Here is a 16392-nt window from a genome sequence, read left to right on the forward strand (position 1 = left end):
GGCTCCCGGAGACCGGGGGCCGCGCTGCATCTCATCCACCGACTCCCGCACGCCGGGCCCATCAGGGAGCTCCCATGAAGATCACCGCCCTCCGTCGGCGCAGCCCCCGCCCCTTCGTCGTACAGCAGTCGTTCCCCACCCCGCGGCCCACCACGAACCCCTACCTCGTCATGCTCGGCCGCAGCATCGCGCGCCAGGAGGGCGTCGCGGTCCGCACGTTCTCGTGGACGAGCGCCCTCCTCCGCCCGTACGACGTGTTCCACGTGCACTGGCCCGAGATCCTGGTCTCCGGCCACAGTCCCCTGAAGCAGCTCGTCCGGCAGGGCCTCACCCTCGCGCTCGTGGCGCGCCTCGGCCTCACCCGCACGCCTCTCGTGCGGACGCTGCACAACCTGGAGCTGCCCGACGGCATCTCACGTCGCGAGACGCTCCTGCTCCGCCTCCTGGAGCGGCGCACCACCCTCTGGATCCACCTCAACGAGGACACACCGGAACGCGAGGACCGCCCCCACGAGACGATCCTGCACGGGCACTACCGAGACTGGTTCGCCGCGCACGCGATGGCGGCGCCCGTCCCGGGCCGCATCGGCTACTTCGGCCTCATCCGCCGCTACAAGGGCGTCGACCGGCTGCTGCGCGCGTTCCAGGGCATGCCCGGCTCGGCATCGCTTCAGGTCGGCGGACGGCCGTCGTCCTCCGAGCTCGCCGCGACGCTCACGGATCTCGCTCGGGGCGACGAGCGCATCGCCCTCGACCTGCGGTTCCTCGACGACGCGGAGGTCGTGGACCTCGTGCGCCGGTCGGAGCTCGTGGTCCTGCCGTACCGGGAGATGCACAACTCCGGTGGTGCGCTGACCACCCTGTCCCTCGACCGGCCCGTCCTGCTCCCTGCGAACCGCGTCAACGACCGCCTGGCCGCGGAGATGGGGGATGCCTGGGTGAACCGGTACGAGGGCGAGCTGACGGCGGAGCACATCATCGGGGCATTGGCACGGGTGCGCGCGCTCGGCCCGGACGCGCGACCGGACCTCGGCCGACGCGAGTGGCCGGAGGCCGGAGCCCGGCACGTCGCCGCCTACCGCCGCGCCGTCGCCCTGGCCGGACGACGCCCGCGCGCATGACCCCTCGTCAGGCCGGCGGGCGGGCGTACTCGCGATGCGCGTGACCCCACGCACCGGAGACGATCCCGGCGCCGCGTGCCATCGTGCGCACGCCCCGGGCACGACGGCCGAGGCCGAGACCGACGGCGCCCGCGGCGACGCTCGCGAGCCCGCCGACCATCCGGACACCGCCCCGCGCCGTCAGGGAGGCTCGGGCGATGGCCCGTTGCCGCGGCGACGCCGCGAGGGCGAGCGTCGTGCGGCTCCAGCTGTTCCCGCTGCTCAGCGCGCGGAGCACGACCCAGCGGTGAGTGATGCGCGCGCGGGGGACGATGTCGAGCACGCGCGCCTCGGCCGCCCAGACCATCGTCCCGCCGTGCGCGACGATGGACCTCGTGAACAGCGTGTCCTCGCCCCCGGTGGCGCCGAAGCCGGCGTCGAACCGGAGGCCCCATGCCCGCACGCGACGGAGGTCGATCAGGATGTTGTTCGTCGCGGCGACCTCGATCGCCGTCCCCGTCGTCGGACGACGGCGCTCGAAGAAGCGCCCGGCCCGGATCCACGCATCGGGTTCGACCTCGAAGCGGGACTCGACCGGCCCGGCGACAGCGGTCGCGCCGCTCGTCCGCCACGTGCCGAGCAACGCCGCGAGCCAGCCGGCGACCGGGCGCTCGTCGTCGTCGATGAAGACGAGCAGGTCGACGTCGCCGGCCTCGTCGAGTGCGCGGTTCCGCGCGGCGGAGATCCCCGGCTCGGGCTCGTGCGCGTACATGACGGGGACGGGCGCGTCCGCGGAGACCCGCCGGACGGCGTCGCGCGCGCCCGCGTCCGGGTCGTTGTCGACCACCACGATGCGCACGGCCGAGCCGCGATCGTGCACGGCGCGAGCCTGCTCCGCGAGCAGAGGCAGGACGGCGACGATGTCGCGGGGCCGCCGGTACGTCAGTACCGCGATCGCGATGCTCGGCGACCCATCGGCACCACCGCTCCCCGGGGTCGCGTTCGCGGGCGCAGGGCGGGCTTCGGAGCTCATACCCCCATCATCCCAGCGGCGAGGGCGGGGGACGGCGGACGCCCCTGCAGCTCGCCGCCCGGCGAGGTCCGCGGCCGAGGCGCTCCCACCCACACCCGAATCCGAACCCGAACCCGCACCCGCACCCGCACCCGACGAGAGGATCCGCGATGACGGACCGTGACATGTCCCCCTTGGCCGTCGTGGTCGTGAACTACGGCTCGCATGCGCTGCTCGAGGCGAACCTGGCCCCGCTCTCGCGGGCGTGCCCGGAGCTGGCCGTGGTGATCGTCGACAACCTCAGCACACCCGGTGAGAGGGTCGCGGTCACTGCACTGGCGGAGGCGGAGGGCTGGCACCTGGAGCTGCCGGAGGGAAACGAGGGGTTCGGCACGGGCATGAACCGCGGAGTGTCCCGTGCGGCCTCGCTCGGGCGCACGCACGTCCTGCTGCTCAACCCGGACGCGCTCATCGAGCCGGAGGCGGTGGCGGCCCTGCTCGCCGCCAGCGGGCGCTCCGGTGACGCCATGGTGGCCCCGCGCATCCTCCGCCCGGACGGGACGCTGTGGTCCGCGGGGTCGGACCTGTACCTCGGCGACGGGCGCATCCGCTCGCGTCGACGCCGGGTCGAGGGCCCGGGTGTCCGCATCGAGCCCTGGCTGAGCGGGGCCTGCCTCCTCCTCCCCGTCTCGCTCTTCCGACGGGCTGGGGGCTTCGACGACGAGTACTTCCTGTACTGGGAGGACGTGGACCTCTCGCACCGCGTGACCGCCGCGGGCGGACAGCTCGAGCTCTGCGACGACGTGTCGGCCGTGCACGCCGAGGGCGGCACCCAGGGCGAGGGCGGGCAGTCCGCCGGGCAGGCCAAGTCGACGACGTACTACTACCACAACGTCCGCAACCGCATGCTGTTCGCCGCCCGACACCTGGACCTCGCCGACTTGCGCGCATGGCGCCGCAACTCGCCCCGTGTCGCGTGGGAGATCCTCCTCCAGGGTGGACGGCGCCAGCTCGTGGAGTCCCGTGCACCGCTCGCGGCCGCCCTCCGGGGGCTGCGCGACGGCGACCGCATCGCCCGCCGCGAGCTGCGACGACGATCCGGGCGAGGTTGACGCAGCGGCGGCTCAGACGCCGGACTGCGGCTGGAGCCCGATGAGGTCCGCGAGACCCGCCGCGAGGTGCGCCGTGCCGACCCGCGTCTCGACATCCCGGCGCCCGGCCTCCCCGTAGCGGGCGGCGCGAGCAGGGTCGCGCAGCAGAGCCAGGACCGCGTCGGCCATCGCATCGGGGTCGCCGACGGGCGTCAGGAGGCCCGTCCGTCCCGGATGCACGTAGTCCTCGACCCCGGGTGTGCCGGTCATGACGACCGGTCGTCCCGTCGCCATCGCCTCCAGGCTCACGGTCATGCCGGAGACGTGCAGGTTCTCGCGCGTCGCCACCGCGACGACGCTGGCGCGCGCGTAGAGGTCGGCGAGCTCCGAGTGCGTGAAGTACGGCACCTTGCGGATGCCCTCGGGGGCGTCGACGTCGGACGTGCTCTGGACGACGATCTCCGCCTCCGGCACCGCTCGGTGCACCCGGGCGAGCGCGGCGAAGAGGGTTGCCGGGTCTCGGTCGCGGTCCCCGCCCACGCTCACCACGCACGGACGCGTCGGCATCGGCCGCGCCGGGTAGAACCCTCCGTCCACGCCGAAGGCGAAGAAGCTGACGGGGGGCCCGTCGACGCCGACGAACTCGCGCAGCGGCTCCACCTGGCCGCGGCTGATGACCCACAGCCCGTCCATGCGACGGAGGACGTCACGCATCCGCCCGACGTCCTGTCCGCGGGCCAGCATGTCGGTGACCCAGATCACCCCGGTGTACATCTCGCGGTGCGGTCGGGTCAGGAGCATCCGACGAGCGGCGTTCTCGTCCCAGGTGATGCCGATGTCCCGGGGTCCGGTGCCGGTCCGCGCCACGGGGCGCGAGCGCAGGGGAGCGATGCGGTCACGGAGCGATGCGACGCGGGACGGTGCCTCGAGCGAGGCGACCCGCACGTCCGCGTCGTATCCCCGGAGGGCATCGAGTCCGTAGGGCCACTCGCCGGGGACCTCTCCAGCGGCGTGCCGTTCCCGCCAGCGGCGGAGGTCGCGTTCGACGGGGAAGAGGACCTCGACCGAGGGGCGGGCGGAGTCAGCGGTGGCGGGCATGTGACCTCTTGTCGGTGGGCCGGGCGTCGGGGGACGACGGGGCGTCAGAGCGGGGCGGAGGGGTTCGTGACGCGAGCGGCGGTCGCTGGCTGCGCGCCAGGGGCTCCGTCGTCGCCGTCGCCGTCGTCGGACACGACCGTCGCGGCCTCCTGCTCCCCGCGTCGGCGTCGCAGGTCGCGGGAGACGTAGACGAGGTTGGGGACGACCTGGCAGACGGCGACCGAGATCGAGGACCCGATGACGGGGCCGGCGGCTCCGGCCACGCCGATGAAGTACCAGGAGAGCCCGAGGTTCATGGGCACCATCACGAGCACGGGCACGACCTGGAACACGAGGCCGCGCTTGTCCGTCATGTACATGCCGACCGGGTACTTGGCGGCCTGGAGCCCGACGAACACCACGAAGGCGATCACCAGCGCTGGGTCGAGGGCTATGGCACCGTCCGAGACGAAGGCGGCGATCCACGGCGACGCGCCAGCGAGCGCACCGCCCAGCAGCAGCCCGCCGAGGAGGAACCAGAGTGTCGGAGCGGTCGGCGACTCGACGCGGTGCGCCGACCGGGCGCTCGCGTAGATGGGCCAGAGCGCGAGGCCGGCCGCGGCGATGGTCTGGAGCACGATGCCGAAGAGCTGCGACGCGAGGTTGTACTGGGCCAGCTCATCCGGACCCGCCAGGTGGCTGAGGAGGAGGCGGCCGGTCTGCATGGCCACGGGGAGGGCGACCATCTGGACGAGCATCGGCCAGGCGAGGCCGATGGCGGGCACGCCCGGATAGCTCCGTATCCGGGGGATCGCACGGACCGCCTCGCCGAGCTGCGGGCGGAGGGCCCGAGCGGCGACGATCAGGCAGATGACGGAGACCAGGGCGTTCGCCCCGTAGGACACGACCGCGAGGTAGGTGCCGGCTGGCACCGCGAGGACGACGAAGGCACCGATGACGAGGAACATGACCGGAGCGACCACGGCTTGGCTCGCGACCTGCACGTTGGTCCGCTTCAGCCCGACGAGGATGCGCTGACCGACCGTCAGCGGGATCACGAGCCCGAATACGGCGAGGCAGAGGAAGGCGGCGATCTCGCCCCCGCCCGACATGAGGCCCTCGCCGAGGAGCGCCGGCCACCAGCCCAGCAGCGTGATGGCGAGCGACACGAACGCGATCACGCCGCCGGAGACGAGGAGGATGCGGAACGCGGTGACGATGGCGCGCTTCACCTGGTCGTCGGTCCTCGGCGAGCTCGAGCCGGCGACCGCGTTGATGACGACGGCGGCGATCCCGAGGTCGGCGAACGGCAGCAGGGTGGGGAAGGTGCTGAGGAGCCCGTACTGCGCGTAGGCGTCCGTGCCGAAGGACTGGATGATCATGCGGCTCGTGAGGATCCCGAGCACACCGGACAGTGCCATGACTCCGACCTTGACGGCCGCGGTCGATCCGACGGCGGACGCCAGCGACGATCCGCCTCCGCCGCGTCGGCTCACGATGCCCGTCCCGCCGGGACGTCGGCCGCGAACAGGACGTCGTCCGCCGCGAGGCGGCCGTCCCGATGCGGAAGCGCGCTCAGCACCGCGTCGCGGGCCACGGGCGCGTCGAGGCGGTCGACGAGCACGGCAGCCAGCTCGGAGGGGGAGGACGGATCGGCCGTGACGCCGTGTCCCAGTTCGCGGAGCCAGTCCGCGAGGCCGGTCTCGGTGGTGGTGACGATGGTGCAGCCGTGGGACAGGCCCTCGACGATCGGGAGCCCCACCTGCTCGCGCCACGTCGGGCTCGGCTGGGAGGGGAGCGTCAGCACGGCCGACGAGCGCATGGCCGCGTGGATGCGGGAGCGCTCGGGGTCGACCTCGAGCACGATCGAGGGATCGCTCGCCGCAGCGGCCGCGACCTCGGCCTCGAGGGGGCCCTTGCCGAGGATCCGCAGCACGGCGTCGGGCCGGGCGTCACGGACGGACGGCCATGCGGCGAGGAGCACGCGGATGCCCTTGCGCTCGCTGAGTGCGCCGACGAAGACGACGCTGCCGGGATCGGCGTCGCTCGGCCGGGCATCGTGCGGCTCGGGGAGAGCCAGCACCAGCTCGGCGGACGCATCCGCGCGGGAGCCCCCGAGGACGGCCCGGTAGACCTCCTGCGCGCCCGCGGTCCCGTAGACGATGCGGTCGACGCGGCGCATCGCCCAGCGCGCGAGGAGGCGCTCACCCGTCCGCCGGAGGCGGGACCTGAGCCGCGGACCGACGGGGGCGTCGAACGGGTCCGCGTTGCCGATGGCGTAGGTGACGACGGACGTCCGCGGACGGCCGACCATGCGACGCATGCCCACCGCGGCCAGCGCGACGGCGGTCGCGGGCAGGCTCGAGAGCATGAGGGGCTCATTGACCTCGAGCACGCGCACGTCCGACCTAAGGAGGACGAGGCCCGCGCGGAGGCGGCCCGCCTGGACGAGGTCGAGACCCCGCGCGGCATCGTGGTCGAAGTCGTACCGCGTGACCCGGTAGAGGATGCTCGCCGGCGCGAGCTGATGGGCGCGCTCGAGGTGCGCGGTGCGCAGCGACTCGTAGAGGCGGACCCGCGAGGACCGCAGCGCGGGGACGGAGGACGCGGTCATCGGCTCCGTGTCCTCGTGCGGCGGGGGAGGGCGGGCTGCTCCTCCACGCGGGCGCTCCGGGGAGCGGGTACGGCGGTCTCGGACGACGCCTCCGCGGCCGGGTCGACGGCAGGGGTCGCGGCGTCCTCCGGGGTGATGGCACCCTGCGGGCTCGTGGCCGTGGTCTCGTCCGGAGTCGGGGACGCGGCGACGCCGGCGGTGGGGTCCGCGGGAGCCGGGGCGGTGGCGGGAGCGCTCACGGCGGTGGGCATGGACGTGGCGACGGGCGCGCCGTCCGTGCTCACCGGTCCGTAGTACGTCGTGTGGCGGGACGGCGCCACCCGCGTCAGCACCACTCCCAGCGTGCGGGCGTTCACCCCGTCGAGGGCGTCGGCCGCCTCCGCGAGCTGCGCTCGGCGCGTGGTCCGCACGCGCGTGACGAGGAGGGCGCCGTCCGTCAGGTGGGCGAGGGTGAGCGCGTCGGCGGCCGGGAGGATGGGCGGGCTGTCGAGGACCACGAACTCGTACCGTGCGGTGAGGTCGGCCATCAGCGAGGCCATCGCGGCCGAGCCGAGGAGCTGGTTGGGGTTCGGGGGCACCGAGCCCGAGGTCAGGACGTGGACGCCGGACGCCCACGGCTGGACCGCGTCCTCGATCGAGGCTGCGCCGACGAGCACGGTGGTCAACCCGACCACGCCCTCGAGGCCCGTCTGGTCCGCCACCGTCGGGCGCCGCAGGTCGGCGTCGACGAGGAGCACCCGGTCCGAGTGCTCGCCGAGCGCGAGGGCCAGGTTCACCGCGGTGGTGGTCTTGCCCTCTCCGGGGAGCGCGCTGGTGACGGCGATCGAGCGGATCGGGGTGTCGACGTCGGCGAACTCCAGGTTCGTCCGGATGCGCCGGTACCCCTCGGCGGCGGCGCTGTGGGGGGCGGCGAGGAGCGTGACCCCGTCCGCGCGGTCGCGACGCTCGACGGAGCCGATGACGGGAGCCTCCGTGACCCGCTCGACGTCGCGCTCGGTGCGGATCCGGGTGTCGAGGATCTGGCGTGCCAGGGCGTAGACCACGCCGAGCGCGAGGCCCGCGAGGATCCCCGTCAGCGCGATGAGCCGCGTGTTGGGGCTGATCGGATTGCGGGGCACCTGTGCCTCCGCGACCGTGGTCAGGGCGATCGACGGGTCACCGCCAGCGCTCTCGGGCGCGAGCTCGCCCGCGACGTCCGCGAGCGAGTCGCTCACCGCATCCGAGAGGCGGGCCGCCTGCTCCGGGGAGCTGTCGGTCACGGACACGTCGATGATGACGGTGTTGAGGGGGGTGTCGACGGTGACCGACCGCGCCAGGGCAGTCGGCGTCACCTCGAGCCCGAGCCGCGCGATGACGGGCTCGAGCACCGCGGGGGTCGTCGCCAGCTGGGCGTACGACTGGACCAGGTTCTGCGAGAAGGTCGAGCCCTGCACGAGCTCCGTCGTGGTCTGTCCCTGCGTGCTGGAGACGAAGACGCTGCTCGTGGAGCGGTAGCTCGGCGAGAGCGTGCTCGCGTAGCCGTACGCGGCGCCCCCGCCGACGAGCCCGAGCGCGACGATCGTGATCCATCGTCGTCGGAGCGCTGTCCAGTAGTCGTGCGGATCCATGTGCCCGCCCCCCGTCTCTCGTGTCGTGATCAAGTGTGTGCCGTCCGCTTCCCGGCGGGCGTGCGATGGACCGCTCTCCGCGGCCCCCGTTCGGGAGCGGCGGGAGCGGCCCGGGATGCGCTAGCGCCGCTTCGCCGCGCTGAGCATCGCGCCCACCGACCGCGCGATGCGCTGCCGGTAGAGCTCGGGTCCGTGCCGGTGTTCGGCGCGGAAGCGGTCGCGGATGGCCCGGGCGCGGAACGCGTCCCAGTCCGTCGCGATGTCCTGGAGGGCGTCCGCGAGCGCGGCGGGGTCCGAGGGCGGCACCAGCTGCGCCGACTCGTACCCGCCTGCGGCCTCGCGGAGGCCGGAGGTGTCGCTGACCACCACGGGCCGTGCGGCCAGCAGCGCCTCGACGGCGGTGTTGCCGAACGGCTCGTCGACGCGCGACGGCACGACGCAGGCGTCGGCGGCGGCGAGGAACGGGGTCACGTCGGCGTGGAAGCCGTGCAGGGTGACGAGGTCCTCGAGCCCGAGCACGCGGATCGTCGTGCGCAGCTGCTCCTCGTACGCCTCGTAGCCGGGGAATACGGCGCCGACGATGTCGAGGGTCGCGAGCTCCCCGCGGTCGCGGAGCTCGACGATCGCCTCGACGGCGACGTCCACGCCCTTGCGGTCCGAGAGGCGGCCGACGTACAGGACCCGGAGGCCCCCGTCGAGCGTCTCGCGCGCCGGCACGACGTCCGCGGGGCCGGGGACGCCGTTGTAGACGACGTCGGTGCGCCGGGCGACGCGGGGCAGGGCCTTCGCGAGCACGTCGACGCTGTACCGGCTGTTGGCCACCACGCTCGTGGCGAGCGCGAGCGGCAGGGCGAGCGCCGTGCCGACGGTGCGCGACGCGGATCCCTCGGCCTCGTGCACGTGGCAGAGGACGGGGCGGCGCGTGAGACGGCCGACGAGGACCCACAGCGGGATCGTGACGGTGTTGACGTAGACGGCGTCCGGACGGACGCGGCGCACGAGGCCGATGCCCGCGGACAGCCCGCGGACGGACTGGCCGACGAGGGCCGCGAAGCCGCGGGGACGCAGCATCGACTTCCGCAGGACGGGCGTGGGCGCGTGGTGCACGACCGCGCCGACGCCGATGAGCGCGTCGACGAGCGGGCCGTCGGAGGGGAGGGTCACGACCGTGCGGGCGCCCGCGGACACGAGGCCCGCGACGGACTCGAGGAGCACGCGGTCGGATCCGTACAGCTCGGCGCTCGGGTGCGCGACGAGGACCGTGCGGCCGCGGAGGTCCGCGCCCTCGTCGTCGGCCTGCACGAGGGCGTGCTCCGTGCCGGCGAACGCGGTCACGCGGTCACCCGGGCGGCGGGTGCGGCGGTCGACGCGGCGGCCGCGGCACGACGCGCGTCGAGCGCGCCCATGTCGCGGAACCACTTGACCGACGCGAGCGCCAGGTGCCCGGCGTTGGCCAGCATCATCAGCGTGTATACGGCGAGGAAGACGACGGGGGCGCCGAGCAGCGCGAACACGATGCAGAGGAAGCCGTAGTCGGTGGGGATCACGAGCAGCGAGCGGAGGAGCGTCGAGCGGCCGGCCTCGGGGGCGGTGGCGCCGGTGACGGCGTGCACGCGCTTCAGCTGGTCGTTGAGGATCATCGCGAAGAAGCTCGCCGCGGCGACGATCGCGTAGGCGATCGGCACGAGGAGCCACAGGTCGGAGTCCGTGGCGGGCCAGCGGAACATTGACACGAGCACGGCGAGGTGCAGCGATGAGATCTTGATGCAGTCGACGACGTGGTCGAGCCACTCGCCGGACAGCGAGCCGCCGCCGCGGAGGCGCGCGACCTGGCCGTCGGCCGAGTCGAACGCGTAGCCCACGGCGAGCAGCAGCCAGACGGCGATGCCGACCCACGCGGCGGGCTCGACGAGCGCGAGGATCGCGATGCCGCTGAACGTGAAGGCGGCGCTGATCGCGGTCACCTGGTTTGGGGTGAGGCCCGCGCGGAACGCCCAGGCGGCGAGGAGCCGGCCGGCGGGCCGGTTGACGCGGATCGAGTACGCGGGGGCGCCACGGGCCGCCTTCTTCTGGGCGGAGGCGAGGCGGCGGACGACGTCGAGGTACGACTCCGTCCGGGCGTCGGTCGCGGCGGTCATCGGCTCTCCTCGAGGAGGAAGGAGGTGCGGGTGGCGTCGCTCGCGCGCAGCTCCGGCTCCCAGCGGGTGGCCGAGCGGACGCCGCGGCTCATGCCGCGCGTCGAGTAGCCGCGCGTCATGCGGGCGGCGAGCTCCTCGTAGCCGTCGGCGATCGCGTCCCAGTCGTACGTCTCCTCGGCGCGCTCCTGCAGGCGGGCGCCGATCGCGGCGGCCTCGTCGGCCGCGGCCTCCGCGCCCTCGACGAGGGCGGCCACGCCCGCGGCGTCGGACCAGAAGCGGCCGTCGTCGCCGAGGACGTCGCGGTTGAAGACGTTGTCGTTGGCGAGCGTGGCGGTCGCGGCGCCCATGGCGCGCAGCAGCGACGGGTTGGTGCCGCCGACCGAGTGGCCGTGGATGTAGGTGAGCGCGTGGGCGTAGAGCTGGTCGAGCTGCTCCTGGTCCCACACCCCGCCGAGGCGCTGGATGCGCGGGTCGGCCGAGGCGACCTGCTCGATGCGGTCGGTGTACGCGGCGGAGTACGGCGCGGATCCGACGACGACGAGCGGCAGGGTCGCGTCCGAGGCGGTGTACCCGTCGACGATGACGTCGACGTGGTTCTCCGGCTCGAAGCGCGCGACGACGAGGTGGTAGCCGCCGGGCTCGAGGCCCAGCTCCGCGAGGCGGTCCGACGCGGGGTCGCGGAGGATGTTGGCGCCGTAGGTGAGCAGCTCCGTGGGGATCCCGAACTCGTGGTCGTAGTAGTCGGCGATGCCCTGCGCGTCCGAGATGAGCGCGTCGGCGTCCTTCACGGCCATCTGCTCGGCGATGCGGTAGTACCTCTTGCCCATGCGGCCCCACTTGCCGCGCTTCCACTCGAGCCCGTCGACGTGGACGGCCGTGGCCGTGCCGCGCGAGCGGATGAGGGGGACGAACGGCGCGTTGGCGGCGTTGAACACGAACGCCGCGTCCTGGTGCCGGCCGAAGGCCAGGTGGATCGCGGACAGCGCGGTGTGGCTGAGCGTCTCGATCGACTTGGTCTTCAACGCGGGCAGGTGCACGAGCTTCATGCCGAGGTGGGTGCGGGGACGCGGGCGGTTCGTGGAGCGGCAGTAGACGGTGACGTCGTGGCCGCGGGCGGCGAGGCGCTGCCCGATCTCCTCGATGGCGGTCTCGAATCCGCCGTACGCGGCGGGGACCCCCCGGGTCCCGACCATGGCGATGCGGAGTCGGCGCGGTTCGATCGTTGACATGCTAGTAAGCCCCCACGGGTCGGGTGAGCACACGGAAGGTGCGCCACATGATCATGACGTCGCCGGTCAAGGACCAGTTCTCGACGTAGTACAGGTCGAGCCGGACGCTCTCGTCCCAGCTCAGGTCGCTCCGGCCGTTCACCTGCCACATGCCGGTGAGGCCCGGCTTGATGAACAGACGGCGGTGCACGTGGCTCTCGTAGCCCATGACCTCGGTGCGCAGCGGCGGGCGCGGCCCCACGAGGCTCATGTCGCCGACGAGGATGTTCCACAGCTGCGGCAGCTCGTCGAGCGAGTAGCGGCGGAGCACGGCGCCCACGCGGGTGACGCGGGGGTCCTTCCGCATCTTGAACAGCGGGCCGGATCCCTCGTTGGCCGCCGTCAGCGCCGCGAGCTCCGCCTCGGCGGTCACCCGCATCGAGCGGAACTTCAGCATGTGGAACTCCTGGCCGCTCTTGCCGACGCGCTCCTGGCGGAAGATGGCGCCGCCGGGGCTGTCGATGCGCACGACGATCGCGAGGACGAGCATCACGGGCGCGAGGATCACGAGCGCGACGCCGGCCACGGCGATGTCGAGGGCCCGCTTCATCACGTGCTTGCCGCCCTCGAACTGCGGGATCTCCACGTGGATGAGCGGGAGGCCCTCGACCGGGCGGAAGTGGATGCGGGGACCGGCGACGTCGGTGAGCCGCGAGGCGAGCACCAGCTCGATCGACGAGCCCTCGAGCTCCCAGCCGAGCGTGCGGACGGCGTTGCTGCCGGCGCGGGGCTGGCTCGCGACGATGACGGCGTCGGCGGCGGTGCGGGCGGCGGCGGCGGCGACGGATCCGAGGTCCGAGACGACGGGGATGGTGCGCCCGGCGACCTCGAGGCCGTCGAGGTGGTCGTCGATCGCGACGCCGACGACCGTGTAGCCGGAGGCGGGACGCAGCAGGATCTGCGCGGCCACGTCCTCGACGTCCGCCCGGCTGCCGACGACGACCACGCGGGAGAGGTGCGCGCCCTGCATGCGGCGGCGGATGAGCCACTGGCGCCAGCTCCACCGGGCCACGAGCAGCGCCACGACGCCGAGCGGGAAGGCGATGACGACGTAGCCGCGGGCGATGTCGACCTTGAGGAGCAGGAAGCCGATCGCGAGGGCGCCGAACGTGATGGCGGACGCGTTGACGACCCGCTTGTACTCGGAGACGCCGACGCCGACGATGCGGGCGTCGCGGGTGCGGAAGGCGCCGAGCACGGCGATCCACGCGCCGATGACGACGACGGAGACGATCCCGTAGTCGAGCTGCACCGCGCCGGCCTCGACCGCGGCGTCGGCGGTGCCGAAGCGCGTGAGCTGCGCGACCAGGACGGTCGCGACGATGATCGCCCAGTCGCTCGCGATCAGGCGGGTGCGGTAGTCACGGGCCCAACGGCGGCCCGAGGGCACGGCGGGGGCGGCCGGCGCGACGCCGGATCCGATGATCGGGCGGTGCGCGGAACGGCGCTCGGCGCGCACGCGGGTGCGGTCGCCCCGGGTCGCGGGGCGGTTCCTCGTGGTGCTCATCGCGTGCCGAGCAGCGCGTCGAGCCGGCGAGGGGTCTCGGAGGTGCGGGTGGATGCGGGGAGGCGCGGCCGACGGGCTCGGTCCAGCGCCGATGACGGGTTCATCGGGTGAGTGCCTGCGTTTCGGGTTACAGGTGGGTGGTGCGGGGAGGTCGGCGCGGCGATCCTGGGTAGGGGATCGACGGAGCCGTCGTGCGAGGGGCTGCAGCGGTTCGTGCCGGGTGAGCACGTGGACGGCCGGTGTCCGCCGCGGGTACGGCATGTGGACGATCGTCTGCTGCTCCGACAACCATAGGAGGTGACGGCCTCCGGGCGGCTTCCCCACTTCGGGGGGCGGTCGCCCCCCGCGTCCCCCCTCGCCCACCACCGCCCCCACCGCCGACGCCCCCGCGGCGACCGGCACGACGGCCTCGCGCCCCGCGTGCGACACCCGCACGTCGCCCGCGAAGGCGGTGACGGCCACGCGCCCGGCGGCGTCCGTGCGGAGGGTCGTCGGCGCCAGGCGCCACTCCTCCCGGATCAGCCGGCGCAGCGCCTCGTAGGACGGCTTCGGCGTGCCGTCCGCCCGCACGAGCCCGCCGGGGGCGTTCAGCCACATGCCGTCGTCGGTGAGGCCCCAGTAGGTGATGGCCGCCACGGCCGGGTGCCCGACGAGGGAGCGGTAGTGCCGCTCGATCTCGTCCGCCTGACGCTCCTCGCCCGCCGGGGTGGACGGCCAGCTCTGCACCTGGAAGTCGTTGAGGTCGGTGATCTCGGGGGGCATCGGGTCGCCCGACAGCAGCGTCGTCTCGGTCATGTGGATGGGCAGCCCGAAGCGCGCGAACCGGTCGACGATGCCGAGCACCTGCTCCTCGCCGCGGTAGCCCTGGTGCATGTGGGTCTGCAGGCCGATGGCGTCGACCGGGATGCCGGCGCCGAGGACCTCCTCGATGAGCTCCTCGTAGGCGGGGGAGAGGTCGAAGTCGTTGAGGACCAGGGTCGCCGCCGGGTCCGCCGCCCGCGCCTCCTCGAACGCTAGCCGCACCATGGCGAGGCGCCCGCGGGCCGCCGCGAGCCGGGTGATCCCGTTGTCCTCGCGGTCGAACACGGGCATGATGACGGCCTCGTTGATGGCGTCCCACGTGCCGACGAGGCCGGCGAAGTCGCCGACGTCGCGCCGGATCCGCTCCCGCTGCACCCGCTCGACCTCCTCGAGCGGGAGGTCGAGCAGCCACGGCGCGGTCACCGTGTGCCAGACGAGCGGGTGCCCCTTGACGTCGACGCCGCGCTCGCGGAGCCAGCGGGCCGTGGTGCGCAGCCGCTCCGTGTCGGGGCGTCCGCGCACGGGCTCGAAGCGGCCCCAGTAGAAGGGGAGCGTGGCGGTGTCGAACACGGCCAGCCACTGCTCGGCGAGCCGCTGCAGGCCCTCGAGCCGCGCGCCGCCGAAGGTCTCGATGCCGGCCTGCTCCGGGTCCGTTTCGCCGTTGGCGAGCGGGATGAGGTCGAAGCCGATGTTGCCGAACGCGAACTCCTGCCGCGCCTGCTCCACCTGCACGTCGGCGTGGGCGAGCGGCTCCCCGGAGACGTCGCGGAGGGTGATGACGGCGTCGGCGCGGCGCGCGTCGGGGATCGCGGCGGGTCGGCGCCCGGAGGCGGGGGAGCTGGCGGATGCGGCGGGCGTGTCGGTCATGGGTCCCCTCGAGGAGCGGGCGCCACGGCCGTCCGCCGCCGGTCCGACTCGTCCGGTCAGGCGGACGGGAGGGTGGACGACGCGGGCGACGGACGGGCGCGTCGGTGCGGTCGTCCGGAACCTACGCGGGGGCCGCGCGGGGCGTCCACCGCGCCGCGGATACCCGAAAGCTTTCCCCTCGCGTCGAGCGGGGGAGGCGGCTCCCGCGGCGTAGCGTGCACGACATGATCCCCGGCGCCGCGTCCCTGTCCGTCCTCTACCTCGGCGGGACGGGCACCATCAGCGCCGCCTGCGTCCGCGCCTCGGCCGCCGCGGGCATGGACGTCACCGTCGTCAACCGCGGCGCCGACGCGAAGGGTCGCGGCGTCCCCGAGGGCGTGACGACCCTCGTGGCCGACGTCCAGGATCCCGCCGCGCTCGCCGCCGCCCTCGGCGACCGCAGGTTCGACGCGGTGGTCGACTTCCTCTCCTTCGACGCCGCCGGAGCGGACCGCCGGGTGGCCGCGTTCGCCGGCCGCACGCGGCAGTTCGTCGCCATCAGCTCCGCGTCGATCTACCGCAAGCCCGCGCTGCAGACGCCCATCACCGAGTCGACGCTCCGGGCGAACCCGTTCCTCGCCTACGCCCGCGACAAGATCGCGATGGAGGACGCCTTCCTCCGCCACCACGCCGAGGGCGGCTTCCCCGTCGTGATCGTGCGCCCGTCGCACACCTACGACGAGGCGAGCCCGCCGCTCGCCGGCGACTGGACGGTCGTGGACCGCATCGCGCGCGGCGAGGAGGTCGTGGTGCCGGGCGACGGCACCTCGCTCTGGACCCTGACGCACGCCGACGACTTCGCGGTCGGCCTCGTCGGCATCCTCGGCGACGAGCGGGCCGTGGGGGAGGCCCTGCACATCACGAGCGACGACGTCCTCACGTGGGACCGGATCCACCACCTCGTCGCCGAGTCCCTGGGCGTCGAGGCCCGCCTGGTGCACGTGCCCGCCGAGCAGTTCCCCGTCGTGGAGCCCGACTGGGGCTGGTCCGAGCTGGTGCTCGGCGACCTCTCCCACAGCGCGGTCTTCGACACGACCAGGATCCGGCGGCTCGTCCCCGCCTTCCAGCCGCGGATCCCGTTCCACCTGGCGGTCCGCGGCATCGTGGCGTGGCGGGCCGCGCACCCGGATCTCGCTCGGCCGGACGCCGACACGGACCGCCGCATCACCCGCCTCGTGGCGGCGAAGCACGCGGCCGACGAGGCCTACCGGGCGGCTGCGGGGCGCTAGGGCGCCGGAGCGCCGGGGCGCTGGAGCGCCGGCGCCGCGCTG

General features: G+C 73.9%; 12 protein-coding genes and 1 pseudogene. 3 read left to right on the plus strand and 10 right to left on the minus strand.

Going from position 1 to position 16392, the window contains the following annotated elements:
- Positions 1 to 74 precede the first annotated feature (74 nt).
- Positions 75 to 1121 (plus strand): glycosyl transferase, encoded by a 1047-nt coding sequence (locus Q6969_RS02925; protein ID WP_317229090.1) that lies wholly within the window; start codon positions 75 to 77, stop codon positions 1119 to 1121.
- A 7-nt stretch (positions 1122 to 1128) separates the two neighbouring features.
- Here the strand turns inward: Q6969_RS02925 and Q6969_RS02930 are convergent, their stop codons facing one another.
- Positions 1129 to 2133, minus strand: coding sequence for a glycosyltransferase family 2 protein (locus tag Q6969_RS02930; RefSeq protein ID WP_396335506.1), 1005 nt, complete (start codon positions 2131 to 2133; stop codon positions 1129 to 1131).
- Between the two features lie 149 nt (positions 2134 to 2282).
- Here Q6969_RS02930 and Q6969_RS02935 point away from each other — a divergent pair, with 149 nt between their 5' ends.
- Positions 2283 to 3224, plus strand: a complete 942-nt coding sequence (locus Q6969_RS02935) for a glycosyltransferase family 2 protein (RefSeq protein ID WP_317229091.1) — start codon at positions 2283 to 2285, stop codon at positions 3222 to 3224.
- Between the two features lie 12 nt (positions 3225 to 3236).
- Here Q6969_RS02935 and Q6969_RS02940 read toward each other — a convergent pair whose 3' ends face one another.
- From Q6969_RS02940 to Q6969_RS16270, 9 genes and pseudogenes are all read right to left on the minus strand, one after another.
- Positions 3237 to 4301, minus strand: a complete 1065-nt coding sequence (locus Q6969_RS02940; RefSeq protein ID WP_317229092.1) for a glycosyltransferase family 4 protein — start codon at positions 4299 to 4301, stop codon at positions 3237 to 3239.
- 44 nt (positions 4302 to 4345) lie between these two features.
- Positions 4346 to 5701, minus strand: a complete 1356-nt coding sequence (locus Q6969_RS02945; protein WP_317229093.1) for a polysaccharide biosynthesis protein — start codon at positions 5699 to 5701, stop codon at positions 4346 to 4348.
- Positions 5702 to 5772: 71 nt separating this feature from the next.
- The gene (locus Q6969_RS02950; protein ID WP_317229094.1) at positions 5773 to 6894 is read right to left on the minus strand and encodes a glycosyltransferase family 4 protein; all 1122 of its coding nucleotides are present in this window, start codon (positions 6892 to 6894) and stop codon (positions 5773 to 5775) included.
- Positions 6891 to 8501, minus strand: coding sequence for a polysaccharide biosynthesis tyrosine autokinase (locus Q6969_RS02955; protein WP_317229095.1), 1611 nt, complete (start codon positions 8499 to 8501; stop codon positions 6891 to 6893). The genes Q6969_RS02950 and Q6969_RS02955 overlap by 4 nt, the downstream gene beginning before the upstream one ends.
- Before the next feature lie 120 nt (positions 8502 to 8621).
- Positions 8622 to 9836 carry a glycosyltransferase family 4 protein gene (locus Q6969_RS02960; RefSeq protein WP_317229096.1) on the minus strand — a complete coding sequence of 405 codons (1215 nt, stop codon included), beginning with the start codon at positions 9834 to 9836 and terminating at the stop codon, positions 8622 to 8624.
- A complete protein-coding gene (locus Q6969_RS02965) occupies positions 9833 to 10639 on the minus strand; it encodes a CDP-alcohol phosphatidyltransferase family protein (RefSeq protein ID WP_317229097.1) in 807 nt (268 codons plus the stop codon). Before Q6969_RS02965 ends, Q6969_RS02960 begins: the two co-directional genes overlap by 4 nt.
- Positions 10636 to 11868 (minus strand): DUF1972 domain-containing protein, encoded by a 1233-nt coding sequence (locus Q6969_RS02970; protein WP_317229098.1) that lies wholly within the window; start codon positions 11866 to 11868, stop codon positions 10636 to 10638. The genes Q6969_RS02965 and Q6969_RS02970 overlap by 4 nt, the downstream gene beginning before the upstream one ends.
- A 1-nt stretch (position 11869) precedes the next feature.
- Positions 11870 to 13675, minus strand: coding sequence for an exopolysaccharide biosynthesis polyprenyl glycosylphosphotransferase (locus tag Q6969_RS16265; RefSeq protein ID WP_396335507.1), 1806 nt, complete (start codon positions 13673 to 13675; stop codon positions 11870 to 11872).
- A gap of 96 nt (positions 13676 to 13771) precedes the next feature.
- Positions 13772 to 15082 (minus strand): annotated as a pseudogene (locus Q6969_RS16270) (endo-1,4-beta-xylanase); the annotation flags it as partial.
- A 224-nt stretch (positions 15083 to 15306) separates the two neighbouring features.
- Between Q6969_RS16270 and Q6969_RS02980 the strand changes: the two are divergent.
- Positions 15307 to 16350 carry an NAD-dependent epimerase/dehydratase family protein gene (locus tag Q6969_RS02980; RefSeq protein WP_317229100.1) on the plus strand — a complete coding sequence of 348 codons (1044 nt, stop codon included), beginning with the start codon at positions 15307 to 15309 and terminating at the stop codon, positions 16348 to 16350.
- Positions 16351 to 16392 lie beyond the last annotated feature (42 nt).

Origin of the sequence: Clavibacter sp. MX14-G9D (genome assembly GCF_032917815.1) — a bacterium.
GTDB lineage: Bacteria > Actinomycetota > Actinomycetes > Actinomycetales > Microbacteriaceae > Clavibacter > Clavibacter michiganensis_K.